Genomic DNA, 23,754 nt, shown 5'->3' on the forward strand with positions numbered 1-23,754 from the left:
GCGAGAGCCCGCCGTGGCACGCGGCTTGCCATCCTATGAGCAGTCGCGCGGCTCCCCATAGGGCCAGCGGCGTTGCTGAAGGTGTGTCCGGCCAAGATGCGGCGAGGCGAATAAGCCTACTCCGCCCCCGGACCTCCGTTTCGAGGAGAGGAACGACCCATGGCTCACGCCCTCACGGCAGGCGCCGCGCCCGCGCCGCGCAAGAAATTCTATCAGGTGCTCTATGTGCAGGTCCTGATCGCGGTCGCGGTCGGCATCCTGCTCGGGCACTTCTACCCGCAGGTCGGCGAGCAGATGAAGCCGCTCGGCGACGCCTTCATCAAGCTCGTGAAGATGATCATCGCGCCGGTGATCTTCCTGACGGTCGTCAGCGGCATCGCGGGCATGACCAACCTCGAGAAGGTCGGCCGCGTCGGCGCGAAGGCGCTGCTCTACTTCATCTGTTTTTCGACGCTGGCGCTGATCGTCGGCCTGATCGTCGCCAACGTGCTGCACCCCGGCGCGGGGATGCACATTGATCCGAAGTCGCTCGACACCAAGGCGGTCGCCACCTACGCGGCCAAGGCCCATGACCAGTCGATCATGGGCTTCCTGATGAACATCATCCCGGACACCGTGGTGGGCGCCTTTGCGTCCGGCGAGATCCTGCAGGTGCTGTTCTTCTCCGTGCTGTTCGGCTTCGGCCTCGCCTTCATGGGCGACAAGGGCAAGCCGGTGCTCGACTTCATCAAGGTGGCGGCCGAGGCCGTGTTCGGCGTCGTCCACATCATCATGAAGGTGGCGCCCATTGGCGCCTTCGGCGCGATGGCGTTCACCATCGGCAAATACGGCATCGCGTCGATCGGGAACCTGTTCTACCTGGTCGCGGCCTTCTATCTCACCTCGGTCATCTTCGTGGTCGGCGTGCTCGGGCTCGTGGCCCGCTACAACGGCTTCTCGGTGCTGAAGCTCGTCCGCTACATCAAGGAAGAGCTGCTGCTGGTGCTCGGCACGTCGTCCTCGGAGTCGGCGCTGCCCTCGCTGCTGGAGAAGATGGAGCGCGCCGGGTGCTCGAAGTCGGTGGTCGGCCTCGTGGTCCCGACCGGCTACTCGTTCAACCTCGACGGCACCAACATCTACATGACCATGGCGGCGCTGTTCATCGCCCAGGCGACCGACACCCCGCTGACGCTCACCGACCAGGTGCTGCTGCTGCTGGTCGCAATGCTGAGCTCCAAGGGCGCGGCCGGCGTCACCGGCTCGGGCTTCGTCACGCTCGCCGCCACCCTCTCGGTGGTGCCCAGCGTACCGGTCGCCGGCATGGCGCTGATCCTCGGCATCGACCGCTTCATGAGCGAGTGCCGCGCGCTGACCAACTTCGTCGGCAATGCGGTGGCGTGCGTGGTCGTGGCGCGCTGGGAGGGCGAGTGCGACATGGAGCGCCTCCACGCCGCCCTTGACGGCAACCCCATGCCGCTGCCGTCCGAACTTGAAACACAGGCCCCGGTCGCAACCCCGATCGCCGCCTGAGCAGCCGCCCCGACGCGGCCCGGCTGGAAAGCATTCAGCCGGACCGCATTGGCAATCGCTAACGTGCCTGCGCGATTGCGAGGGGTAAGATCACTTGATCTCGGACTTCCATCCCCGAGCAACTTGGCATTCATGCAGCTCCGCTTCAGGTTTCTGGGGCGGAGTTTTTCTTAAACGACGGGGTTGCCGCCTGAATAGTGCTGATCAGATGGCGGATACTTATCAAATGTTGGGAAAGTGTAATCGTTGAGGCGCTGAAACTGCCTTGTATGCCAAATGCCAGATGGCTCATCCTCGGTCCAAACAGAAAAGGACCAAGGGATGAATGCTCAAGCGAAGCCCGTGAACCGCTGGCTGCAGCTCACCTTCGGGGTGATCTGCATGGCCATGATCGCCAACCTCCAATATGGCTGGACGCTGTTCGTCGACCCCATCGACGCCCAGCACCACTGGGGTCGCGCCGCGATCCAGCTCGCCTTCACGCTGTTTGTCGCCACCGAGACCTGGCTCGTGCCGATCGAGGCCTGGTTCGTGGACCGCTACGGCCCGCGCGTGGTGATCCGCTTCGGCGCGGTGATGATCGCCATTGCGTGGGTGATCAACTCCTACGCGGACAGCCTCCCGCTGCTTTATCTCGGGGCCGTGGTGGGCGGCGTCGGCGCCGGCTCGGTCTACGGCACCTGCGTCGGCAACGCGCTGAAGTGGTTCCCGGACCGGCGTGGCCTCGCGGCCGGCGTCACGGCGGCGGGCTTTGGCGCGGGCGCGGCCCTGACGGTGGTGCCGATCGCCAAGATGATCGCCACCTCGGGCTACCAGCACGCCTTCTTCACCTTTGGCGTCGGCCAGGGCGTGGTGGTGTTCATCATGTCGTTCCTGCTGCGCAAGCCCGACCGCGTCATGCCGGCGCAAAAGCGCATGGTCCGCGTGCCGCAGACGCGCGTCGACCGCACGCCGGGCGAGACACTGAAGACCCCGGTGTTCTGGCTCATGTACGCCATGTTCGTGATGGTGGCGTCGGGCGGCCTCATGGCGGCGGCCCAGATCGCCCCCATCGCGCATGACTACAAGGTCGCGGACGTGCCGGTGTCGCTGCTCGGCATGCAGATGGCGGCGCTCACCTTCGCGATCTCGCTCGACCGCATCTTCGACGGCTTCGGCCGGCCGTTCTTCGGCTTCGTGTCGGACAATATCGGCCGCGAGAACACCATGTTCATCGCTTTCTCGATCGCGGCGGGCTCGATCCTGGCGCTGAGCTGGTACGGGCACAATCCGGTGGTGTTCGTGCTCGTGAGCGCGCTGTTCTTCGCCGTGTTCGGCGAGATCTACAGTCTGTTCCCGGCCACCTGCGGCGACACGTTCGGCTCCAAATACGCCGCCACCAACGCCGGCATGCTCTATACCGCCAAGGGCACGGCCTCCTTCATGGTGCCGTTCGCCAGCATCATCGCGGCGTCCTATGGCTGGCACGCCGTGTTCAGCATCACGGTAGGCCTCAACGCGCTGGCGGCCTTGCTGGCGATGTTCGTGCTGAAGCCCATGCGGGCGCGCTACCTGCCCGGCGTCGACCCCGTCGCGGCGGCGCCCGCCACCGCGATCTCGCCCGAGCGCACGGCCTGATCGACCCGTGGATGGGCCGCCGGCTCAGTCTTCGCGGCTGAGCCGGTAGCCGATTCCGGTTTCGGTGATGATGTGCTCCGGCCGTTCGGGATCGTCCTCGATCTTCTGCCGCAACTGCCGGACATAGATCCGCAGATATTGCACGTCGACGGTCGGCCCCCAGACCTGCTCCATAATGACCCGGTGCGTGAGAACCCGCCCGGCGTTCAGGGCGAGCAGGCGCAGGATTTCCCATTCCTTGTTGGAGAGCTTCACCTCGACCCCGTGGCGGCGCACCTGCCGGCTGGTGAGATCGATAGTCAGGCCGCCATGGTGGTGCACGGGCTCGGCGCCTTCGCGTTGCACGCGGTGGCGCAGCGCCGTGCGGATGCGGGCGACCAGCTCCGACATCCCGAACGGCTTGGTGACGTAGTCGTCCGCGCCCAGTTCCAGCGCCTCGACCTTGCCGCGCTCGTCGCCACGGCTGGAGAGCACGATGATGGGCGTCCGGTCGCCGGCCGCGCGCCAGCGCCGGATCAACTCGACGCCTTCCATGTCCGGTAGTCCGAGGTCGAGCAGGATCACGTCGGCCGGATCCGCGTTTTGCAGGGCCAGCCCCGCCTTGCCGTTTGGCGCCTCCAAAACGCGGTAGCCCTGCGCGCCCAGGCTGGTGCGCAGCAGCCGGCGGATGGGACCGTCGTCCTCGACCACCAGGACGGGGAGGCTGGTTCCGGTCACGCCACGGCCTCCGGGGCGGCGATCAGGAGAGAAGGCGGAAACGTCAGCGCGAAGGCCGCGCCGACGCCGTCCGGATTGTCCCCGACCGCGAGCCCGCCGCCGAGCGCGGCCGCAAAACCCCTGCAGATCGCCAGCCCGACGCCGGAGCCGGCCGGCCGCCGGTCGCCGTCCCGCACCTGGAAGAACAGGTCAAACACCCGCTCGCGATCGGGTGGCCTCACGCCGGGCCCGCTGTCGCGCACCGTGATCGTCACGGCGCCGTCGGCCGCTTGCCCGCTCTCGATCCGGATCGCGGAGGCGGGCGGCGAGAACTTGGCGGCGTTTTCGATGAGGTTCCCGAGGATCTGCTCCAGCAGCACGGGGTCGAGGTCCAGCATCGGCAACGGTGGGATCGCGGTGGTCACGACGTGGTCGCGCGTCAGCGACGCCGTCTTGCGAAGGGCCGCGCCGACGATTTCGCCGATGTCGGTCGGCTCGCGGCGTGGCGCGACGGCGCCAGCCTCCAACCGGGCCATGTCGAGCAGGTTGGTGACGAAGCGGCTCATGCGCTCGGCTTCTTCCTGGATGGTGGCTGCAAGCTCCTCGCGCTGGGCGGCGTCATAAAGCGGCGCGTCGTCGCGCAGGGTCGTCACCGCGCCCAGAATGGAGGCGAGCGGCGTCTTCAGGTCGTGCGAAAGCGAGTTCAGCAGGGCGGAACGCAGCCGCTCGGCTTCGGCCGCGTGCTGGGCGGCGTCCCGCTCCCGGGCGAGCCGGATACGCTCCAGCGCCACCGCGGCCTGGTCGGCCAACGCGCGCAGGAGGCGCTCCTCCTCGGGGGCGAAATCGGGGCCGGCAGGGTCGCGCGCGGCGCCCACCGCCCCGAGCAGGCCCGCGCCGGTGAGCATCGGCGCGAAACAGGCGTCGCCAAGCCGGAGCAGCCGGTCGCGCGGCCGTTCCGGGCCCAACCATTCTGTCCGCAGTGCGTCGAGTTCGAACGCCTCGAACGCGCGATGGCCAATGGAGGGCGGGGCGGTCCCGAAGCCCCCTTGCGCGTCGGCGAGCAGGACGGTCGCTTCCCCGTGCAGCAGCGCGCCAACCGTGTCCGCCGTCGCGCGGACCACTTCGCCTGCGTCCATCAGGCGGGCAAGCCGGCTGCTGAAAGCGTAGAGCGCCTCGGTGGTCTCGGCCCGACGCCGCGCCTGCAGCGAACGCGCCGTTGCGAGGGCGGCGAGATTGGCCGTGATCAACGCCACTGCGCCGAACAGCGCGAGCGCCGCCACGTGCTTGGGATCCGCGATCGTGAACGTGTAGAGCGGCGGCAGGAAAAAGAAATTGTAGAACGCCACCGCGCCCGCGCAGGCCACGAAGGCGGGTCCGGGGCCGCTCCGGGCCGCCACCGCCACCACGGCGGTCAGGAACACGAGGTCGACGTTCTCCAGTCCCACCAGCGGCTGGATCAGGAGCGCGATGGCGAGCGCCGCCGCGGTCGCGAGCGCGGCTTCGCCATAGCGGCCGGCGCCCTCCGTTCCGCCCGCTTGTCCGCCCAGGATCATCCCCGCTCCACCGCCGCGCGCCACGGCGGCGAGCAAAACGGCTCCGCACCGGTGGCGTATAGGAAACTCATATATGAAAAGGCCCGTTTCGGCTCGTTTCTATGGCGCCGTCCGCCGGGCGGCATAGATCGAGCGTGCGGCCACCCCGGTCGCGCAACCGTCCCGAGCCATGAGCACCACTTCCCCCTCGGCGTCCCTTGCAGCGCCTTCTCCCGCAGTTCTGCACCCCGCCCAGCCCCATGCGCCCCGGGCGAGCTTCTGGGCTTTGACCCTCGGCAGCGTCGGCGTCGTGTATGGCGACATCGGCACCAGCCCCCTCTACGCCCTGAAGGAGAGCCTCACGGCCGCCGCGGATGGCGGCGCGCTGACGGAGCCGATGATTCTGGGCGTCGTCTCGCTCATTCTGTGGACGCTGATCGTCATCGTGACGCTGAAATACGTGCTGCTGATCCTCAGCATGGACAACGAAGGGGAGGGCGGCACGCTCACCCTCATGGCGCTGGTGCAGCGCGTGATGGGCCACAAGGCGGCCGCCATTACGGTGCTCGGCATGGCGGGCGCGGCCCTGTTCTACGGCGACGCCGTGATCACCCCTGCGATCTCGGTGCTCTCGGCCGTGGAGGGCCTGAAGCTCGTGGCGCCTAACCTCGATCCTATGATCGTGCCGCTGAGCATCGCCATCCTGGTGCTGCTCTTCGCCGCGCAGAGCCGCGGCACTGCTGCGGTGGCGCTCTTCTTCGGCCCGATCACGGCGGTGTGGTTCGTCGCCATGGCGCTGGGCGGCCTGCCGCACATCCTCGCCGAGCCGCGCATTGTCGGCGCTCTCAATCCCGTCCACGGCGTCGACTTCCTCGTCCATCACGGGATCGCGGGTCTGTTCGCCCTCGGGGCGGTGTTTCTCGCCGTCACGGGCGCCGAGGCGCTTTATGCGGATCTCGGCCATTTCGGCGCGAAGCCGATCCGTACGGCCTGGCTGGGGCTCGTTCTGCCGTCGCTGGTCGTCAGCTATCTGGGCCAGGGCGCGCTGCTGCTCGCTCGGCCGGAAGCGCTCGAGAACCCGTTCTACCTGATGTACCCGGCCTGGGCCTTGCTCCCCATGGTGGTCCTTGCCACTGCGGCCACCATCATCGCCAGCCAGGCAGTGATCACCGGCGCGTTCTCGATCACCCAGCAGGCCGTCCAACTCGGCCTGATGCCGCGCACCGACATCCTGCGGACGTCCGAGACCGAAAAGGGCCAGATCTATGTGCCGCGCATCAACTGGATGCTGCTCGTCGCGGTGCTGTTCCTGGTTTACGCCTTCAAGTCGTCGAGCGGCCTCGCCTCGGCCTACGGCATCGCGGTGACCGGCACGATGGTGGTCACGGCCGTGCTCGCGTGGTTCGTGCTGGTGCATGTCTGGAACTGGCCGCGCGCCCGCGCCACGCTGGTGATCGCGCCGTTCCTGGCCATCGACGTCGTGTTCCTGGGCGCCAACCTGCTGAAGCTGTTCGAGGGCGGCTGGCTGCCCGTGCTGGTCGGCTTCGGCCTGATGGCCATGATGCTGACCTGGCGCAGGGGAGCGGCTATCCTGGCCGAGAAGACGCGTCGGCAGGAGGTGCCGCTCGCCGGTTTCCTGACCTCGCTGGAGAAACGGCCCGCCGAGCGCGCCCGCGGCGTGGCGGTCTTCCTGACCGGCGACCCCAACCACGTGCCGTCCGCCCTGCTGCATAACCTCAAGCACAACAAGGTCTTGCACGAGCGCAACGTCATCCTCAACGTGGTGACCGAGGACGCCCCGCGCTGGGATCCGGCCGCCCGGGCGAGCTGCGAGCGCCTGTCGGAGGGGTTCTGGCGCGTCACGCTGCGCTTCGGCTTCATGGAGACGCCGGACGTGCCCAAGGCCCTTCAGGCCAGCAAGGCGCTGGGCTGGACCTTCGACCTGATGAGTACGTCGTTCTTTATCTCCCGGCGGGCGCTGCGGCCCGCCGTCCAGTCCCGCATGCCGCGCTGGCAGGAGAAGCTGTTCATTCGCCTCGCCCGCAACGCCAGCGACGCCAGCGAGCACTTCCGCATCCCGAGCGGCCGCACCATCGAGGTGGGGTCGCAGGTGACGGTCTGACCGCGATCGCCGTCAGCCCGGCAGGGGGTAGTCATCCGTGTTCAGCACCCAGCCGGGCTTCAGCGAGAAGTCCATGCGTGGCGGCGAAAAGATGTCGACCAGCTGGTTGACGCCCGGGTCCATGCCGCGCGTGGTGTGGATCGCGGGCGGCGGGATCACGGTGACGGAGGGCGTGCCGGCGTATTCGTGCTCGTCCTGGCGCCACATCCGCATGTCGGGCGTCCACGGCCAGCGCAGGTGGTGAATGAAGGCGCCCTGAACGGCCAGCGAATACTGCTCGAAGTCGTCGTGGTGGTGCGGCGACAGCTTGGTGGTGTCGCGCGGGCCGACCTGCGGGGCAAGGTAGTTCACCATGAAGGTGGTGCAGCGCCAGATGCGGCCGAAGCGACCGGGCTCGTCCGGCACGTCGAGCGAATAGGTGCGGATCTTGAATCCGTCCGGCGGCGTCGGCCAAGGCTGGAACGGCGGAATGTTGTGGTGCGGCTGCGCGTACTCGGCCGCGTTGGAGCAGCGCTCCGCCAGGTCGGCGTTGCGGGTCGTGAACAGCCGCACGATGCGCCCGCCCTCCAGCACCTCCACGGCGCTGTCGCCCGGCGGTACGAAGGTCACCGAGTAGCCCTCGATGGTCCTGGTGTCGCCGCCGGCCGTGAGCCGCACCGACACGCCGGCGTCCGGCAGCAGCAGCACCCACTCGTCGGGCTGGTTCTGGCGCGAGAAGCGGGCGCCGCTCTTGGCCTCCGAATAGGCTACCACGCCGTTCTGGCCGCGCATTAGCCAGGTGCGGCCGTCGGGGCCGCTCTCGGCCGGCTCGGTCTCGTAGAAGCGCACGTAGTCGGCCGGTGAGTAGGCGGTGAACACCGGCGCGTTTGCGGGCGCCTTGAACAACGCGGCGCGCGGATCGGACTTGTCGAACATCGGGAATGCTCCGTCGCGGAGAGCCGGCTGCGCCGGCGAGGAGATCAGGCTCGCTTGAAGCCCTTGAAGCCGGCGAAGATGCCGCTGGGAAACAGCAGCAGGACCACCAGCAGGGTGGAGAGCGCGGCGACGTTCTTGAAGCCGGCGCCGAACAGCACGATGGCGGCGGCCTGCAGCACGCCCAGCAGCACGCCGCCCGCCAGCGCCCCGGCGGCGCTGCCGAAGCCGCCGATGATGGCCGCGATGAAGCCGTTGACGCCAAAGGGCGTGCCGATGTTGAAGGCCGTCACCTGCGTGGGCGTCACCAGGATGCCGGCCACCGCGCCCAGCGCCGCCGAGAGCGCGAAGGAGACGAGCAGCATGCGGCCGACCGGAATGCCCAGCAGCGCAGCGGCCTCCCGATTCTGCGAGCAGGCGCGCAGCGCCCGGCCCGTGCGGGTGCGGGTGAAGAACAGCCAGAGCAGCCCCACCATCAGCGCGCCGCAGCCCAGGATCCAGAACAGCTGGTAGCCCACCGCGATGTCGCCGAGCTTCAGCGGGCCGCCCGGCGTGAACTCCGGAAACGAGCGCGGCTGGTCGCCCAGCGTCAGGATGGTGATGCGCTCGATCATGATCTGCGTCGCCAGCGTCGCCAGGATGATGGCGAACATGGTCGCGCCGCGGTTCCACATCGGCCGCACCACCAGCGTCTCGATCAGCATGCCGATGCCGGCCACGATCGGCACCGCCAGCACGGCGGCGAGCACGAGCGGCAGTCCGAGCCGGGTGAGCAGCGCGTGGCAGATCATGCCGCCCAGCATCACGAACACGCCCTGGGCGAAGTTCACGATGCCGCTGGCGTTGTAGATGACGCAAAAGCCTATGCCGACGAGGCCGTAGATGAGGCCCACGCCCACGCCGGTGATGAGGCTTTGCAGCAGTTGAGTGATGTCAGCCATCGGCCATCTCCACGCCGCCAAGATAGGCGGTGAGCACGTCGGGATGGGAGCGGATCTCGTCCGGCGTCCCTTCGGCGATCTTCTTTCCGAAATCGAGCACCGCGATGCGCTGCGCGACCTTCATGACGAGCCCCATGTCGTGCTCGATCAGCAGCACGGTGACGCCGCGTTCGTTCACGCGGTGGATGACGTCGGCCAGCGCCGCCGTTTCCTGGGTGTTCAGCCCTGCGGCCGGCTCGTCGAGCAGGATCAGGCGCGGCTCGGCCGCCAGCGCGCGGGCCACCTCCAGCAGCCGCTGGCGGCCGTACGGCAGCTTGTCGGCGATCATGTCGGCCTGGTCGCCCAGGCCCACGAAGGCGAGGAGCTCGCGCGCCTTGCGGGCGATGCTCTCCTCCTGCTCGCGGAACCAGCGCGGGCGAAGGAGCGCGCTGCCGACGCCGCCGCGCGTCACGCGGTGAAAGCCGATCTCGACGTTCTCGGCGACCGTGAGGTCCTTGAAGAGCTGCACGAGCTGGTAGGTGCGGATCAGCCCGCGCGACGCGATCGCGGCCTGCGGCAGGCCGGTGATCGGCTGGCCGTCGAACACCACCTTGCCGGACGTGGGCTTCAGCGATCCCGCGATGGAGTTGAACAGGGTCGTTTTGCCGGCCCCGTTCGGGCCGATCACTGCGAAAATCGAGCCTTCCGGCACATCGAAGCTGATGTTGTCGTTGGCCAGGAGGCCCCCGAACCGCATCGTGACGTTCTGGACGGAGAGCAACGCCATTGCGGTCACTCCGCCTTCGCGGCGGCGCCGCGGTTGAAGAACTGCTTGATGGCCGGGGCGAAGCCCGCGAGGCCGCGCGGCGCGAAGATCAGGATCGCGACCAGGATCACGCAATAGGCGACGTCCTGCAGCTCCTTGAGCCCGCGCAGCGCCTCCGGCAGCAGCGACACGATCACGGCCCCGACCAGCGGCCCCCAGGTGGTGCCAATGCCGCCCAGGTAGAGCATCGTGAAGCTCAGCACGACCATAGAGGTGCCGAACACCTCGGGGCTGATGAAGCCGACGAAGTGGGCGAACAGCGAGCCCGCCACCGAGCCATAGGCGGCCGCGATCACGAAGGCGACAAGCTTGTAGCCGGCGACGTTGACGCCCAGCGCCGCGGCGGCCGGCTCGCTGCCCGCGATGGCGGCGAGCGCCCGGCCGAAGCGCGAGCGGCGCAGCCGGTTGGAGATCCACACGCCGAGCAGCGCGAAGGCCACCAGCACCACCAGCATCTGCTTTTCGGTGACGAGTTCGTAGCCGAACAGGCCGATCGGCGGGATGCCCGAATAGCCCATGTAGCCCTGCGTCAGGCTGGTCCACTCGATGGTGATCTCGTAGGTGATCAGCCCGAGTGCGAACGTCGCCATCGCGAGATAATGCCCGCGCAGCCGCAGCGTCGGATAGCCGACCGCGAACGCGATCGCGACAGACACCGTCGTGGCGATCAGGAGTGCGAGCACCGGCTCCATGCCGTGCCCGGCCGTCAGGATGGCCGAGCCGTAGCCACCCAGCGCCGCGAAGGCGTTCTGGCCGAAGGAGGCCTGGCCCGTATAGCCCATGAAGAAGTTCAGCCCGGTGCTGAACACCCCGTAGATGGCCGCGAAGCCCAGCACGGTGACGATGTAGCCGCTGGAGCTGAGTCCGACGCCGAGCAGCGCCAGCGTGGCGAGCACCGGCAGCCAGGAGCCCGCGTGGTCGCGCCAGCTTGCTCTAGTGGAGGTAATAGCGGGCGAGGTCATGATGGGACCTGATCTCGGATGCGGGGAGTTCGGCCGCGATCTGGCCGAGCGACAGCACGTAGACGCGCTTGGCGAGCTTCAGCGCCAGCGGGGCCTTCTGCTCGACGAGGAGGATGCCGAGGCCCTGCCGGTTGAGCTCGCCAAGCGTCGCCAGGATCTCGCTGGCGACGCGCGGGGCGAGGCCGAGAGAAGGTTCGTCGAGCATCAGCAGCTTCGGCTCGGCCATCAACGCGCGCCCGATGGCGAGCATCTGCTGCTCGCCGCCCGACAGCGACGCCGAGATCTGGTCGATGCGCTCCTTGAGGCGGGGGAACAGCTCGAACACGCGCCCGAGCTGCTTGTCCATGTCGCCGCCGGGGCGCGTATAGGCGCCCAGGATCAGGTTCTCGCGCACCGACATCTGGCCGAAGAGGCCGCGGCCTTCCTGCACCATGATGACGCCCAGCTCGGCCAGCCGGTGGGTGGGCAGGCCGCTGACGTCACGCCCCTCGAAAGCGATGCGGCCCGACGCAGGCGTGAGCCGCGTGATGGCGCGCAGCAGCGTGCTCTTGCCGGCCCCGTTCGGGCCGAGCACGGTGACGAGCTCGCCGCGGCCGATATGCAGGCTCGTGGGCTTTAGCGCATGAACCCGGCCATAAAAGGCCGAGATGTCCGTGACCTCGAGCAACGGGCTCTCGGCGGTCGTTACGCCGGGCGTGCGGACCGTCCCGACCGCCGGAGCGTTGGCGGGAGCGACCCCGGTCATTTCAGGGCCACAAGCTTGCCGCCGCGCACCACGCCGATCTCGAACGGGTTCTTGGTGATGCCGACATGCTGCTCGGGCGAGAAGTTGAACTGCGCGAACGAGCCCTGGATCGACGGCAGCGTCTCGAGCGCGTCGCGCACCGCCGGCCCCTCGGTGGACTTGGCCTTCTCGACCGCCGCGACGATCAGCATGAAGCTGTCCCAGGCGCGCGCGCCGGCGTTGGGGTCGCGGTCGCCATACTTGGCCTGCCAGACTTTCAGGAAGGCGTCGGCCGCGTCCTTGGCCGGTCCGGCCGGGATCGACTCCGGGATCTGCACGCCGGGAGCGACGAACAGGAAGCGGTCGCCCAGCACTTCGCCGGCCTGCTTGAAGGTCGCGCCGTCGTCGAGGCTCGCCAGCAGCAGCATCTTGTCGAGGCCGAGCGCCTTGATGTTCTTGGCGGTCGTCACCGTGGAGCCGCCCTGGCCCATCTTGATCACCGCGCCTGCGCCGGCTGCGTTCATGCGGCCGAGCTGGACGCTCACGTCCGCGTCGTCCTGCTTGTAGGATTCGACCGCCACGACCTCCATGCCCATGTCCTTGGCGATCTTGGAGCCGAGGTCCTTCATCAGCATCGCGTAGGGCGTGGGGTCATGCAGGATGCCGACCTTGCGGATGTCGGTCTTGTCCTTGAGGTGCTGGTAGCGCGCCTCGATCTCGAAACGGGGAGGGGGCAGCACGCTGAAGGCCCACTTCTGCTCCTCCGGCCGCTGCGGCAGGATCGAGCACAGCACCATCGGGATCTGGGCGCGCACCACGGAGCCCGCCGCCGCGAAGTTGCCGGCCGACACGCAGCCGCTGTCAAAGATCTGCACCTGGTCGTTCGACATCATCTTGCGATAGCCGACCACGGCTTCCTGCGGCTCGGACCGATTGTCCTCCGCGACGATCTCGACCTTTTTGCCCAGCACGCCGCCCTTGGCGTTCAGCGTCTCGGCGGCGAGCAAAAGGCTGTCGCGCCAGGCGCGGTCGTTCACGGCCGCATAGCCGGTGAGGCCGACCGAGGATCCGATCTTGTAGGTCTGCTGGGCGAGGGCCGAGGTGGCCGAAAGGGCCAGGATGGCGGCGGCGGCCAACAGGCCGGAACGGTGTCGCATGGGTGGTCTCCTCCCGACGAGGTCGTTTCGTTAGACAGAACGACGTTTCGTTTGTAAGTTTGCGGGGGACGACAAGCCCTGTCAACCGCCTTCAGGTCGAATGCAACCGGCGTCGGCTCCCGAGCGCCTGCGAGATGCGTGAAGCGGCCGCCAGGATGCGTCGGATCTGCTCGGCCGAAGGCTCCGCCTCGATGTACTGGATCGAGTCCACCACGCCGACGCAGCCCGCGATGGTTTCGGACGCGTCGAAGATCGGGGCCGCGAGGGTGTTGATGCCGATCATCGCCTCGTTGGGCGCCACGGCCCATCCGCGGCTGCGGATCAGCTCCATCTCGCGCTCCAGCGCGCCGATGCTCACCAGCGTGTGCGGGGTGAGCATGTCGAGCCGCGAGCGCATCACGCGCGACCGCAGCTCCTCCGGCCCGTACGCCAGCGCGACCTTGCCTTGCGCCGATCCGTGGAACGACAGCAGCGACCCAGGACGGACGCCGATCTCGATCGAGGCCTTGCCCGGCATGGTGCGCAGCACCCGCACGCCGTCGACGTCGAGTTGCGACACCACAGCCGAATGGCCGAGCCCGTCGCGCAACTCCAGCAGCGCCGGCAACGCCGCGTTGGCAAGATCCAGGTCGTCCGCCACGGCGCGCCCGAGCGTGACGAGGCGCGGGCCGACCTGGTAGCGCTCGGTGTCCGGCTCCTGGCTCAGATAGGCCTCCTGCACCAGCGTCCGCAGATGGCGGTGGATGCGGCTCTTGGTGATGCCGAGTTCCCTGGACAGGGCCGTGACCCCCATGGGCTTCGGCGCGTGTCCGATCGCCTCCAGGATCCGCAGCACAAGCACTACCGCCTGGACGCCCTCGGCGGCCGGTCCTCCAACCTTTGGCATTCGTCGCTCCCTCGCGCAGCTCCGGCTCGGGCTTGGCCTCAAGGCAAAAAGGCCTTGACAGACCGCCGTCAAAATCCGGTATCGTTCTGAAAAATGAGATGCTGTTCTGATGTGCAGAACAATTTAGGGAGATGCGCCGATCATGTCAACGGCTTCGGGAGGCTCCCCCTCCTCCTTCAGGCAGCGCTTTCACGCCGGTGAAACGTTGCTCGGCACCTTCATCAAGACCCCGACCAGCCATGCGGTGGAGATCATCGGCGGACTCGGTTTCGACTTCGTGGTGATCGACGAGGAGCACGGCTCCTTTGACCGGGGCTCCACCGAGATGGCGCTGCTCGGCGCCCGCGCGGCCGGAACTGCCGGCATCGTGCGGGTGCCCGAGCCCACCGCGGCCCGGCTGCTGGCCGTCCTGGACGATGGCGCCACGGGCGTGCTCGTGCCGCACGTCTCCAGCGTCGACAAGGCCCGCGAGATCGTGTCCTGCTGCCGCTATCGCGGCGGCAAGCGCGGCTTCTCCAACACCACCCGGGCCGGCGGATTCGGCACGCTGGCGGTCTGGGAGCACGTCGACGCCATGGATGCCCAAACCACCGTGATCGCCATGATCGAGGACCCGGAGGCGCTGGACGTGATCGACGACATCGTCGCGGTGGAAGGCCTCGACGGCTTCTTCATCGGCCGCGGCGACCTCACGGTCGCGCTGGGCGCGAGCGGGATGGCCGACCCCAAGGTGCGGGCCGCCGCCGAGAAGATCTGCGCCGCCGCCCGCCGCGTCGGCAAGCCGGTCTGCCTCATGGTGGCCAACGCCGCCGAGGCGCAGGACTGGCGCGCGCTCGGCGCCTCGGCGTTCATCGTTTCATCCGACCACGGCTTCATGCGCCAGGCGGCCATGAAGACGCGCGCCGACTTCTCGGAACTCGCCAAGGCGTGAGCCGGCCTTCCTCAACGCCGGTTTATCAGGAGCACGACCATGTCTGCAGCCCTCTCCACCTCGTCGCTGGACCAGCGCATCGCGGCCTTGCTGGTTGGCGCCATCGACCCGCACGTCCATAGCGGCCCCTCCATCGCGCCGCGCAGCCTCGATCACCTGGAGCTCGCCCGAGAGGCGTCTGAAGCCGGCTTCGCGGCCGTGCTCACCAAGGACCACGACTATGCGGGCGTGATGACGGCGGCGCTGATCAGGCGTCACCACCCCGAGTTAAAGACCAAGGTCTATTCGGGCATCGCGCTCAACAACGTGGTCGGCGGCCTGAACCCCTACGCGGTGGAGCATACCGCCGCGATGGGCGGCAAGGTGGTGTGGATGCCGACGCTCACGGCCGAGCAGCATTTCCGCTGGGAAAAGGAATCCGGCAGGGCCCACCCGGCCTCCACGTCCAAGATCCGCCCCGCCACGGTGGTGCCGGTGCTCAACCCCGACAAAACCGTGCGCGACGACGCCAAGGAGATCCTCGACGTCATCGCCCGCACCGACATGACGCTGGCCAGCGGCCACCTGCATGTGAGCGAGACCTGGATCGTCTTCGAGGAGGCGAAGAAACGCGGCGTCAAGCGCCTCGTGTTCACCCACCCGGAGGACATCGTCGGCGGCACGCTGAACGACGTGAAGGGGATCGCCGCCATGGGGGCGCAGGTCGAGCACTCGCTGTGCATGTTCCTGGAGGGCAACAAATTCCAGTCCAGCCCGTCCGAGGACCTGAAGAAATACATCGACGCGGCCGGCGTGGATAACACCATCCTGTGCTCCGACCTCGGCCAGACCGGCAACATCAGCCCGGTCGAGGGCATGCGTCGCGGCGTGAAGCTCTGCATCGACCTGGGCTATTCGGACGAGGATATTCGCAAGATGGTGTCCACCAATGCGGCCAGGACCCTTGGCATCGAGGCCGATTTGCCCTCCGCTGCGTGACCCGAACAAGCAAGCTCAACGGAGAGAAACGCCATGGCGCAGCCCCGCAAGGTCGTCATCACCTGCGCGGTGACGGGCTCGATCCACACCCCGTCGATGTCCCCGCATTTGCCGATCACCGCCGAGGAGATCGCCGAGGCAGCCATCGGGGCGGCGGAGGCCGGCGCCGCCGTGGTCCATCTCCATGCGCGCGACCCCAAGGATGGCCGTCCGGACCAGTCGCCCGAGCGTTTCGCGCCTTTCCTCAAGGTGATCAAGCAGCGCTCCAACGTGGTGGTGAATATCACCACGGGCGGCGCGCCCACCATGAGCGTCGAGGAGCGGCTGCGTCCCGTCGCGCAGTTCAAGCCCGAGGTCGCCTCGCTCAACATGGGCTCGATGAATTTCGGGCTCTTTCCCATGCTGGCGCGCTTCAAGGACCTGAAGCACGAGTGGGAGCGGCCGTACCTCGAAGGCTCCAAGGAGCGGATCTTCAAGAATACCTTCGCGGATATCGAGATGATCCTGCGCACCTGCGCGGAGAACGGCACCCGGTTCGAGATCGAGTGCTACGACATCGGCCATCTCTACACGCTGGCCCATTTCGTCGAGCGCGGGCTGGTGAAGCCGCCCTTCTTCGTCCAGAGCGTGTTCGGCATTCTGGGCGGCATCGGAGCCCATCCGGAAGATGTCATGCACATGAAGCGCACGGCGGACCGGCTCTTTGGCGACAGCTATCGCTGGTCGGTGCTGGCCGCCGGCCGCAACCAGCTCCCGGTCGCCGCGCAGGCCGCCGCCATGGGGGGCAACGTCCGCGTCGGGCTGGAGGATTCGATCTGGATCGGGCCCGGCCAGCTCGCAAAGTCCAACGCCGAGCAGGTCACGCAGGTGCGCAAGATCATCGAAGGCCTCGGTCTCGCGGTGGCGACGCCCGACGACGCCCGCGAGATCCTGCAGCTCAAGGGCGGCGACCGGGTGGAGTTCTGATGCACGCCCTGATCGTCTACGCGCATCCGGAGCCGACCTCGTTCAACGCGGCGATGCGCGACGCGGCTGTCGCGGCGATCGCGGCGGCCGGCCATACCGCGGAGGTTTCGGACCTCTACGGCGAGGGCTTCAACCCGGTCGCGGGGCGGCATGACTTCACCACGGTCGCCGACCCGGACCGCTTTCACTACCAGACCGAGCAGGAGCACGCGGCCCTCCACGACGGCTTCGCGCCGGACCTCCGGCGCGAGCAGGAACGTGTCGCCCGCGCAGACGTGCTGATCCTCCAGTTCCCGCTGTGGTGGGGCGGTCCACCCGCGATCCTGAAAGGCTGGTGCGAGCGCGTTCTGGCCTATGGCGTCGCGTATGTGGACGGCGCCCGGTTCGACACCGGCCTGTTCAAGGGCCGCCGGGCGTTGTTCTCGGTGACGACCGGCGGCACGCCGGAGCGCTTCTCCTCCACGGGCGTCTACGGCCCGATCGAGCAGGTGCTCTATCCGGTGCAGCGGCTGCTGCTCGAATACTTGGGCTTCGACGTGCTGCCGCCCTTTGTGGCCTATGGGGCCCCGCGGGTCGGTGAAGAGGAGCGCGCCGGCTACCTTGGCGACTGGGCCGAACGCGTCCGCGCCGCCATGGCCGCGCCGGTGGACCGCAGCGACGCTGCGGCGGCCTCCGCGCTCACGACGCTCGGGTCGGGCGCCTGGGGACGAAAGCGCTAGAGGGCCGTCCGGCAATGCAGCACGGCGCTGAATGCACTGGCGCCGGCGCGCGAGACTGGGTTGAGTGTGCGCCGTCGCGCCCCTCCACAGCGGATCCGCATGCCCCCTCATTCCCGCCTGGTCGCCTTCGGCCGCTGGTTCTACGGCCAGCCCTACCTGTTGCTGCTGTTCACGACGCTGTTCTGGGGCGGCAACGTCGTGGCCGGCAAGCTGGCGGCCGGAGAGGTTTCGCCCATGGCGATCACCTTCCTGCGCTGGTTCATCTCCTGCGCGGCGCTGGCCATGTTCGCCCGCCGGGCCGTGCTCTCGGAGTGGCGCGTCCTGGCGCCGCGCTGGCTCTACATCGTCCTGATGGCGGGCGTCGGCTTCACCACCTTCAACGCCCTGTTCTACGAGGCCGCGACCCGCACCACGGGCGTCAACATGGCCATTATCCAGGGCTCGACGCCCATTTTCGTGCTGCTCGGCGCGCTCGCGTTCGGCGTCCGGTTCGGCCTTCTGCAGATGCTGGGCGTCCTCGCGACCATCGCGGGCGTGGCGCTCACGGCGTCGCGCGGCGATGTTGAGGTTCTGAAGACCATCGCGTTCAACCGCGGCGACGCCTGGCTGCTGATCGCCAGCATCCTGTACGCCGGCTACACGCTGGCGCTGCGCTGGAAGCCGAAAACATCCAGCCTCGTGTTCTTCACCGCGATGGCGGTGGCGGCCTGCGTCACCTCGCTGCCGCTGCTCGTGCTGGAAGGGCTGCGCGGCGACCTGCAGTGGCCCACCCTCAAGGGCTGGCTCGTGCTGCTCTATGTGGCGCTGCTGCCATCGCTGCTGTGCCAGATCTTCTACATCCGCGCCATCGAGCTCATCGGGCCCGGGCGGGCAGGGGCCTTCTACAATCTTGTGCCCGTGTTCGGGGCGCTGCTGTCGACCCTGATCCTGCCCGAGCCCTTCGCGGCCTACCACGTCGCCGCGCTGGCGCTGGTGCTCGGCGGCATCGCGCTGGCGAACTGGAAAGGGAGCAGCAAGGCTGCTCCCTGAAGGCCGCGGATCAGTTGGCCGTGCCGACCTTGGTGCTGATGGTGTTGAACTTGGCGTTGAGGTTCGACTTCACGCCCTGCAGCGCCGCGATGATCCCGACCGCGATGACGGCTGCGATCAATCCATATTCGATCGCGGTGGCGCCGCTCTCGTCGTCGATGAAGCGGGTGAGCGTCTTCTGAAGCATCGGGGGGAACTCCGTCAGGGGGAAACGACGGAGATCCTGAACGGCGAAGATTGATTTCTCGTATAGATTGCGGAAGTCTGTCGTGCACCTATCGACGACTGTTTCTCAACGCTGGATCAACCCTGGCTCAACGCTGCGAGCAGCTCCGGATCGTCGTGGCGTGGCAGATCGGCCCCCCGCCGCTGGCAGGTCACGGAAGCCGCCGCCACCGCGTAGCGCAGCGCCCCGCCGAGCGCCTCCCGCGACAAGCCCGCCAGCGCCTCCCGCGACAGCGCCTCGCGCCGGCCCAGGTCCGCCAGCATGGCGGCATGGAACGTGTCCCCGGCTCCCACCGTGTCCACCACGTCGACACGGCGGCCGGGGACCTCGAGCGGCTCGCCGCAGCCGAACGCCACGGCGCCCTCCGCGCCGCGCGTCACCACCACGATCTTTGCCCCGAGCTCCAGCCAGCGCCGTGCCGCCTCGGCGGGTCTCACGCGGCCGCCGAACGCGATCTCGATGTCCTCGTCGCTCGCCTTGATCAGCGTGGCGTGCCGGGCGAAGCGCTCGAACCGCGCCGGCCAGGCCGCCACGTCGCCGATCACGCTCGGCCGCAGGTTGGGATCGAGGCTGATCACCCGCCGCCCGCCCTCGCGCTCGGCCAGCGTCGCCAGCGCATCCGCGACCGGCGAGACCGAGAGCGTGTAGGAGCCCATCGCGATCGCCGCATAGCCGTCGAGGCTCGTGGGCAGGTCGGCGGCCGTCACCATCCGGTCCGCCGCGTCAGCTCCGTAGAAGGTGTAGCGCGGCTGCCCGTCCGCGCCTGTCGCCACCACGCTCAGCGTGGTGGCGTTGGGCTTCAGCGGCGCATGCGTGAGGTCCACGCCTTCCCGGGCCAGCCCCTCGCGCAGGATCTCGCCGAAGCGGTCCGTCGAGAGCCCGCCGAAATAGGCGCTCGCCGCGCCGAGCCGCGCCAGCCCGATGGCGACGTTCATCGGCGAGCCGCCGGCCACGAACTCGGCCGGCAGGCGCGGTCCCGCCTCCGGCCCCACGAACACGTCGAACAGCGCCTCGCCGCAGACGAGGATTGCCCCCTTCGCCATCCCCCGTTCCTTTTCAGTATCCGTCGTCGTGCCAACTTCTTCCGTCGCGCTCGATCAGCGCCACGGCGGCGGATGGGCCCCATGTGCCGGCCGTGTACGGCCGAGGCGGCTGCTCCGAATTGGTCCAGGCTTCCCGGATGGGGTCGATCCACGCCCACGCGGCCTCAACCTCGTCGCGTCGCATGAACAGCGTCTGCGAGCCGCGCACGACGTCCATCAGAAGACGTTCATAGGCCTCCGGCGCGCGGGCCGAGAAGCTGTTCGCGAAGCTCATGTCGAGCGGCACGTGCTGCAGCCGCATGCCGCCGGGGCCCGGATCCTTGATCATCAGCCACAGCTTCACGCCTTCGTCCGGCTGCAGGCGGATCACCAGGTGGTTGCTCATGACGGGTCCGGCCGTCGCGCCGAAAATCGAGTAGGGCACCGGCCGGAACGCCACGACGATTTCGGACACCCGCGTGGCCAGGCGCTTGCCGGTCCGCAGGTAGAAAGGCACGCCGGCCCAGCGCCAGTTCTGCACCTCGGCTCGTAAGGCCACGAAGGTCTCGGTTTGGCTTTCAGGCTTGCCGAGTTCCTCCAGATAGCCCGGGGCGGCGCCGTCCGGCGAAGCGCCGGCCTTGTACTGTCCTCGCACGGTGGCCTGGTCGGCGTTGCCCTCCCGGATGGGCTTGAGCGCCCGCAGCACCTTCAGCTTCTCGTCCCGCACCGCGTCGGCCTCCAGCGAGGTCGGCGGCTCCATGGCGACGAGGCAGAGGAGCTGCAACATGTGGTTCTGCACCATGTCGCGCAACGCGCCCGAGTTGTCGTAGTAACCGGCGCGGCCAGCCACTCCCAGCGTCTCCGCCACGGTGATCTGCACGTGGTCCACATGCCCGGCGTTCCACAGCGGCTCGAACAGCGCGTTGGCGAACCGCAGCGCCATCAGGTTTTGCACCGTCTCCTTGCCGAGATAGTGGTCGATGCGGAAAATCTGGCTCTCGTCGAAAACCGCCCCCACGGCGTCGTTCACGACCCGCGCGGTCTCTCCGCTCTTGCCCACCGGCTTCTCGACCACCACACGCGCCAGCGGCGTCACCAGCGCGTACTTGCCGATGCGCTCGCAGATCGGCCCGAACAGGTCGGGAGCAACCGCGAGGTAGAAGGCGCGGACCCGGTCCTGCGCTTCGCCGAGCAAGCGGGCGAGCTCGTCCCAGCCGTCCTCGCCGGCAGCGTCGAGCGGCACATAGGAGATGCGGGTCAAAAAGCGCTGCACGCAGGCTGGCTCGCGCTCCGGTTCGGACACGAACTCGGCCAGCCAGCCGCCAACCTTGCCGGCGAACTCCTCCCGCGAGAGCCGGCTGCGGGACACCCCTATGATGCGCGCCTCGGGCGGGATCTGCCCGGCGAGATCGCGCCGAAACAACGCCGGCATCAGCTTGCGGGCGGCCAGGTCGCCGGTTGCGCCGAACACGACCATGTCGAACGGATCCACCGCGATGGTGCGTGCGCTCATGCTCTCGTCTCCTTCAACAACACGTCCCGGTGTGGCGCGAAGCCCGACAGCAGCGGCAGCATCGCGGCCCCGAGCGCCCGCGCGTCCGGTCCCACCGCGCCCTCGACGATCGCGGCGGGCGTCAGCCCTTCGCGGTCCAGCGTTTCTGCCTCCGTCGCGACGGCGGCGACGAGCCGCCGACGCACGGCGTCCGGAAACGCGCCGTCGATGATCACGGCCTGAAAGTCGATCACGGCCGTGCAGGCGATCACGGCCGGGGCCAACGCCTTTGCGGCCTCGTCGATCCATGCGTCCAGGTGGGGGCCGAATTCCGCCCACTCGGATGGCCGCGTCCAGATCGGCGAGGGATCGATGCCGGCCGCCAGCAGGCGCTTTTCCAGGAGATAGATGGACGCCTGCCTGAGGAGCTGTGGCCGCACCAGCGCGCCGCGCGGGTCCAGGCGCGCCACCGGCATGGAGCCGAGCGCGCCGGCGTTGCCGCTGCCGCCCGGGTAGAGCTGCCCGTTCAGCACCACGCCGCCGCCCACGAAGGAGCCGAAGAACACATAGGCGAAATCGCGATAGCGTCCCCCGCGACCCACCATCAGCTCGGCGCCGCAGGCTGCCGTGGCGTCGTTGCAGACCTGCACGTCAAGACCGGAGATACGCGCCACCTGAGCCTTGACGTCGAACGACCGCCAGGCGTCCAGCACCGCCCTCGGCGCGCCGACCTCGGCCTCCCAGTTCCACAGCTCGAACGGCGCCGCGACGCCAATGCCCAAGATTCGGCGGCGCTGGGCCGGAGTCAGTTCACCGGTGGCGCGCCCCAGCGCGGTCTCGATCCAGGCGGTGAGCGCGGGCGGGTCGGGGTAGCGGTAGATCTCGCGCAGGCGCGCCCGAACCTTGCCGACAAAATCCACCAGCACCAGCTCGGCGCTCCGCCGGCCGATCTTGAGGCCGAGCGAAAACGCGCCGTCGGGGTTCAGGGCGTGAGGCACGGAAGGCTGGCCGACGCGGCCGCGCTGCTTTTCCTGGCGAACCAGCATCCCCTCGGATTCGAGCCGGTTCATGATCGTCGTTGTCGTCATGGCCGAGAGGCCCGTCATGCGGGCGATGTCGGCCTTGGGCAGGGGACCATGGCGGCGCACGAGCGACAGAACGAGGCGCTCGTTGTAGAGTCGCACGCCTGACTGGTTGGTGCCTCGGCTGGCGTCCGACGCGCCAAGCGAGAAGGTCGCCTCCAAGCCTGATTCTTGCGGGTGGTCCGCCATGCCTCCTCCAGCCGGCGGATTATCCGACGCCGATCGTTCAAAGCATCATTTGGCCCGGGTGTCTCGCTGTCAATTACTAAGTCCAATGGATTTACTAAGTTGACTCCCGCCCGGTTTCGATTTTTGATGCCGTCACGGTCGACACGTTCGCCGAACCGGCCTCGGAAAAGAGGCTCGATCCTTGGGAGGAATTGCGATGAAGATGCTTTTCACGGCGACGGCCGCGTCCGCACTCGCGCTCGGAATGCTCGCTTCCAGCCCCGCGACGGCCCAGAGCAAGCCGATCGTCGGCCTGATTACCAAAACCAACACCAACCCGTTCTTCGTGAAGATGCGCGAGGGCGCCGAGGCCGAGGCCAAGAAGGCCGGCGTTGAGCTGCGCACGTTCGCGGGCAAGTTCGACGGTGACAACCAGGCTCAGGTCGAGGCCATCGAGAGCCTCGTGTCGGCAGGGGCCAAGGGCATCCTGATCACCGCCAGCGACACCGCCGCCATCGTGCCAGCCATCAAGAAGGCCCGCGACAAGGGCGTGCTCGTGATCGCGCTCGACACCCCGCTGCAGCCCATCGACGCCGCCGACGCCACGTTCGCGACCGACAACTTCAAGGCCGGCGAGCTCATCGGCCAATGGGCGAAGGCGACCATGGGCGACAAGGCCAAGGACGGCAAGATCGCGCTGCTCGACCTCAGCAAGAACCAGGTCAGCGTCGACGTGCTGCGCGACCAGGGCTTCCTGAAGGGGTTCGGCGTCGACATCGCCGACCCCAAGAAGATCGGCGACGAAAAGGACTCGCGCATCGTCGGCAATGACGTCACGGCCGGCTCGGAGGAGGGCGGCCGCAAAGCCATGGAGAACCTGCTCCAGAAGAACCCGGGCGTGAACCTCGTCTACACCATCAACGAGCCGGCCGCGGCCGGCGCGTATCAGGCGCTGAAGGCCGTCGGCAAGGAAAAGAACGTTCTGATCGTCTCGGTCGACGGCGGCTGCCCGGGCGTCAAGAACGTCAAGGCCAGCGTCATCGGCGCGACCTCGATGCAGTTCCCGCTGCTGATGGCCTCCAAGGGCATCGAGGCGGTGGCCGAGTTCGCCAAGAGCGGCAAGAAGCCCGCCAACACGCCCGGCCTCGACTTCTTCAACACCGGCGTCGAGCTGATCACCGACAAGCCGGCGGCCGGCCTGCCGTCCACGACGTCGGAGGACGGCCTGAAGAAGTGCTGGGGCTGACGAGCCCTGAATGGTGCGGCCGGGGCGGCGAC

The 23,754-nt window shown here is 68.2% G+C and carries 22 protein-coding genes; 9 read left to right on the plus strand and 13 right to left on the minus strand.

From position 1 onward, the window contains the following. The first annotated feature begins 159 nt into the window (after positions 1–159). A complete protein-coding gene (locus tag IEV99_RS05325; RefSeq protein WP_188516650.1) occupies positions 160–1,509 on the plus strand; it encodes a dicarboxylate/amino acid:cation symporter in 1,350 nt (449 codons plus the stop codon). A 321-nt stretch (positions 1,510–1,830) separates the two neighbouring features. Further along, entirely contained in the window at positions 1,831–3,126 is a 1,296-nt protein-coding gene (gene oxlT, locus IEV99_RS05330) for an oxalate/formate MFS antiporter (RefSeq protein ID WP_188516651.1), read from the plus strand. A 24-nt stretch (positions 3,127–3,150) separates the two neighbouring features. Here the strand turns inward: oxlT and IEV99_RS05335 are convergent, their stop codons facing one another. Both IEV99_RS05335 and IEV99_RS05340 read right to left on the minus strand, forming a co-directional pair. Beyond that, complete coding sequence (locus tag IEV99_RS05335; RefSeq protein ID WP_188516652.1) at positions 3,151–3,843, minus strand: response regulator; 693 nt, start codon at positions 3,841–3,843, stop codon at positions 3,151–3,153. Beyond that, entirely contained in the window at positions 3,840–5,375 is a 1,536-nt protein-coding gene (locus IEV99_RS05340) for a DUF4118 domain-containing protein (protein WP_188516653.1), read from the minus strand. Before IEV99_RS05340 ends, IEV99_RS05335 begins: the two co-directional genes overlap by 4 nt. A gap of 169 nt (positions 5,376–5,544) precedes the next feature. On the opposite strand from IEV99_RS05340, the gene IEV99_RS05345 reads away from it, so the two are divergent. Next, positions 5,545–7,476 (plus strand): potassium transporter Kup, encoded by a 1,932-nt coding sequence (locus IEV99_RS05345; RefSeq protein WP_188516654.1) that lies wholly within the window; start codon positions 5,545–5,547, stop codon positions 7,474–7,476. Between the two features lie 12 nt (positions 7,477–7,488). On the opposite strand, the gene IEV99_RS05350 is transcribed toward IEV99_RS05345, so the two are convergent. The 7 genes from IEV99_RS05350 to IEV99_RS05380 form a co-directional block, all read right to left on the minus strand. Then, entirely contained in the window at positions 7,489–8,391 is a 903-nt protein-coding gene (locus IEV99_RS05350; protein ID WP_188516655.1) for a cupin domain-containing protein, read from the minus strand. 44 nt (positions 8,392–8,435) lie between these two features. Then, positions 8,436–9,329 carry a branched-chain amino acid ABC transporter permease gene (locus tag IEV99_RS05355; protein WP_188516656.1) on the minus strand — a complete coding sequence of 298 codons (894 nt, stop codon included), beginning with the start codon at positions 9,327–9,329 and terminating at the stop codon, positions 8,436–8,438. Continuing rightward, positions 9,322–10,095, minus strand: coding sequence for an ABC transporter ATP-binding protein (locus tag IEV99_RS05360; RefSeq protein ID WP_188516657.1), 774 nt, complete (start codon positions 10,093–10,095; stop codon positions 9,322–9,324). The genes IEV99_RS05355 and IEV99_RS05360 overlap by 8 nt, the downstream gene beginning before the upstream one ends. A gap of 5 nt (positions 10,096–10,100) precedes the next feature. After that, entirely contained in the window at positions 10,101–11,096 is a 996-nt protein-coding gene (locus IEV99_RS05365; RefSeq protein ID WP_188516658.1) for a branched-chain amino acid ABC transporter permease, read from the minus strand. Continuing rightward, on the minus strand, positions 11,068–11,841 hold the full coding sequence (locus IEV99_RS05370) for an ABC transporter ATP-binding protein (RefSeq protein ID WP_188516659.1): 774 nt from the start codon (positions 11,839–11,841) through the stop codon (positions 11,068–11,070). The genes IEV99_RS05365 and IEV99_RS05370 overlap by 29 nt, the downstream gene beginning before the upstream one ends. After that, positions 11,838–12,977, minus strand: a complete 1,140-nt coding sequence (locus IEV99_RS05375; RefSeq protein WP_188516660.1) for an ABC transporter substrate-binding protein — start codon at positions 12,975–12,977, stop codon at positions 11,838–11,840. The genes IEV99_RS05370 and IEV99_RS05375 overlap by 4 nt, the downstream gene beginning before the upstream one ends. A gap of 91 nt (positions 12,978–13,068) precedes the next feature. Then, positions 13,069–13,863: an IclR family transcriptional regulator gene (locus IEV99_RS05380; RefSeq protein WP_188516661.1), complete on the minus strand. Its 795-nt coding sequence runs from the start codon at positions 13,861–13,863 to the stop codon at positions 13,069–13,071. Positions 13,864–14,005: 142 nt separating this feature from the next. Here IEV99_RS05380 and IEV99_RS05385 point away from each other — a divergent pair, with 142 nt between their 5' ends. From IEV99_RS05385 to IEV99_RS05405, 5 genes are all read left to right on the plus strand, one after another. Continuing rightward, the gene (locus tag IEV99_RS05385) at positions 14,006–14,794 is read left to right on the plus strand and encodes an HpcH/HpaI aldolase family protein (protein ID WP_188516662.1); all 789 of its coding nucleotides are present in this window, start codon (positions 14,006–14,008) and stop codon (positions 14,792–14,794) included. 39 nt (positions 14,795–14,833) lie between these two features. Then, positions 14,834–15,772: a DUF6282 family protein gene (locus IEV99_RS05390; protein ID WP_188516663.1), complete on the plus strand. Its 939-nt coding sequence runs from the start codon at positions 14,834–14,836 to the stop codon at positions 15,770–15,772. A 33-nt stretch (positions 15,773–15,805) separates the two neighbouring features. Continuing rightward, positions 15,806–16,738 (plus strand): 3,5-dioxohexanoate:acetyl-CoA acetone transferase, encoded by a 933-nt coding sequence (kce, locus tag IEV99_RS05395; RefSeq protein ID WP_188516664.1) that lies wholly within the window; start codon positions 15,806–15,808, stop codon positions 16,736–16,738. Then, the gene (locus IEV99_RS05400) at positions 16,738–17,457 is read left to right on the plus strand and encodes an NAD(P)H-dependent oxidoreductase (protein ID WP_188516665.1); all 720 of its coding nucleotides are present in this window, start codon (positions 16,738–16,740) and stop codon (positions 17,455–17,457) included. Before kce ends, IEV99_RS05400 begins: the two co-directional genes overlap by 1 nt. A gap of 99 nt (positions 17,458–17,556) precedes the next feature. After that, complete coding sequence (locus IEV99_RS05405) at positions 17,557–18,486, plus strand: DMT family transporter (RefSeq protein WP_188516666.1); 930 nt, start codon at positions 17,557–17,559, stop codon at positions 18,484–18,486. A gap of 10 nt (positions 18,487–18,496) precedes the next feature. On the opposite strand, the gene IEV99_RS05410 is transcribed toward IEV99_RS05405, so the two are convergent. The 4 genes from IEV99_RS05410 to IEV99_RS05425 form a co-directional block, all read right to left on the minus strand. Then, positions 18,497–18,673 carry a Flp family type IVb pilin gene (locus IEV99_RS05410; protein WP_188516667.1) on the minus strand — a complete coding sequence of 59 codons (177 nt, stop codon included), beginning with the start codon at positions 18,671–18,673 and terminating at the stop codon, positions 18,497–18,499. A 116-nt stretch (positions 18,674–18,789) separates the two neighbouring features. Next, on the minus strand, positions 18,790–19,755 hold the full coding sequence (locus IEV99_RS05415) for a carbohydrate kinase family protein (RefSeq protein ID WP_188516668.1): 966 nt from the start codon (positions 19,753–19,755) through the stop codon (positions 18,790–18,792). Positions 19,756–19,768: 13 nt separating this feature from the next. Continuing rightward, the gene (gene zwf, locus IEV99_RS05420; protein WP_188516669.1) at positions 19,769–21,247 is read right to left on the minus strand and encodes a glucose-6-phosphate dehydrogenase; all 1,479 of its coding nucleotides are present in this window, start codon (positions 21,245–21,247) and stop codon (positions 19,769–19,771) included. Then, a complete protein-coding gene (locus tag IEV99_RS05425; protein ID WP_188516670.1) occupies positions 21,244–22,497 on the minus strand; it encodes an ROK family transcriptional regulator in 1,254 nt (417 codons plus the stop codon). Before IEV99_RS05425 ends, zwf begins: the two co-directional genes overlap by 4 nt. 196 nt (positions 22,498–22,693) lie before the next feature. Between IEV99_RS05425 and IEV99_RS05430 the strand changes: the two genes are divergently transcribed. Then, positions 22,694–23,722, plus strand: a complete 1,029-nt coding sequence (locus IEV99_RS05430; protein WP_188516671.1) for a sugar ABC transporter substrate-binding protein — start codon at positions 22,694–22,696, stop codon at positions 23,720–23,722. Positions 23,723–23,754: the final 32 nt, after the last annotated feature.

Origin of the sequence: Alsobacter metallidurans, from assembly GCF_014636935.1 — a bacterium.
GTDB lineage: Bacteria > Pseudomonadota > Alphaproteobacteria > Rhizobiales > Beijerinckiaceae > Alsobacter > Alsobacter metallidurans.

Excerpts from the sequence above, each read along its gene's own strand:
- IEV99_RS05325 (WP_188516650.1), top strand. The coding sequence starts at position 160 with ATGGCTCACGCCCTCACGGCAGGCGCCGCGCCCGCGCCGCGCAAGAAA.
- oxlT (WP_188516651.1), top strand. The coding sequence starts at position 1,831 with ATGAATGCTCAAGCGAAGCCCGTGAACCGCTGGCTGCAGCTCACCTTC.
- IEV99_RS05340 (WP_188516653.1), bottom strand. The coding sequence starts at position 5,375 with ATGATCCTGGGCGGACAAGCGGGCGGAACGGAGGGCGCCGGCCGCTAT.
- IEV99_RS05345 (WP_188516654.1), top strand. The coding sequence starts at position 5,545 with ATGAGCACCACTTCCCCCTCGGCGTCCCTTGCAGCGCCTTCTCCCGCA.
- IEV99_RS05350 (WP_188516655.1), bottom strand. The coding sequence starts at position 8,391 with ATGTTCGACAAGTCCGATCCGCGCGCCGCGTTGTTCAAGGCGCCCGCA.
- IEV99_RS05355 (WP_188516656.1), bottom strand. The coding sequence starts at position 9,329 with ATGGCTGACATCACTCAACTGCTGCAAAGCCTCATCACCGGCGTGGGC.
- IEV99_RS05360 (WP_188516657.1), bottom strand. The coding sequence starts at position 10,095 with ATGGCGTTGCTCTCCGTCCAGAACGTCACGATGCGGTTCGGGGGCCTC.
- IEV99_RS05365 (WP_188516658.1), bottom strand. The coding sequence starts at position 11,096 with ATGACCTCGCCCGCTATTACCTCCACTAGAGCAAGCTGGCGCGACCAC.
- IEV99_RS05370 (WP_188516659.1), bottom strand. The coding sequence starts at position 11,841 with ATGACCGGGGTCGCTCCCGCCAACGCTCCGGCGGTCGGGACGGTCCGC.
- IEV99_RS05375 (WP_188516660.1), bottom strand. The coding sequence starts at position 12,977 with ATGCGACACCGTTCCGGCCTGTTGGCCGCCGCCGCCATCCTGGCCCTT.
- IEV99_RS05380 (WP_188516661.1), bottom strand. The coding sequence starts at position 13,863 with ATGCCAAAGGTTGGAGGACCGGCCGCCGAGGGCGTCCAGGCGGTAGTG.
- IEV99_RS05385 (WP_188516662.1), top strand. The coding sequence starts at position 14,006 with ATGTCAACGGCTTCGGGAGGCTCCCCCTCCTCCTTCAGGCAGCGCTTT.
- IEV99_RS05390 (WP_188516663.1), top strand. The coding sequence starts at position 14,834 with ATGTCTGCAGCCCTCTCCACCTCGTCGCTGGACCAGCGCATCGCGGCC.
- kce (WP_188516664.1), top strand. The coding sequence starts at position 15,806 with ATGGCGCAGCCCCGCAAGGTCGTCATCACCTGCGCGGTGACGGGCTCG.
- IEV99_RS05400 (WP_188516665.1), top strand. The coding sequence starts at position 16,738 with ATGCACGCCCTGATCGTCTACGCGCATCCGGAGCCGACCTCGTTCAAC.
- IEV99_RS05405 (WP_188516666.1), top strand. The coding sequence starts at position 17,557 with ATGCCCCCTCATTCCCGCCTGGTCGCCTTCGGCCGCTGGTTCTACGGC.
- IEV99_RS05410 (WP_188516667.1), bottom strand. The coding sequence starts at position 18,673 with ATGCTTCAGAAGACGCTCACCCGCTTCATCGACGACGAGAGCGGCGCC.
- IEV99_RS05415 (WP_188516668.1), bottom strand. The coding sequence starts at position 19,755 with ATGGCGAAGGGGGCAATCCTCGTCTGCGGCGAGGCGCTGTTCGACGTG.
- zwf (WP_188516669.1), bottom strand. The coding sequence starts at position 21,247 with ATGAGCGCACGCACCATCGCGGTGGATCCGTTCGACATGGTCGTGTTC.
- IEV99_RS05425 (WP_188516670.1), bottom strand. The coding sequence starts at position 22,497 with ATGGCGGACCACCCGCAAGAATCAGGCTTGGAGGCGACCTTCTCGCTT.
- IEV99_RS05430 (WP_188516671.1), top strand. The coding sequence starts at position 22,694 with ATGAAGATGCTTTTCACGGCGACGGCCGCGTCCGCACTCGCGCTCGGA.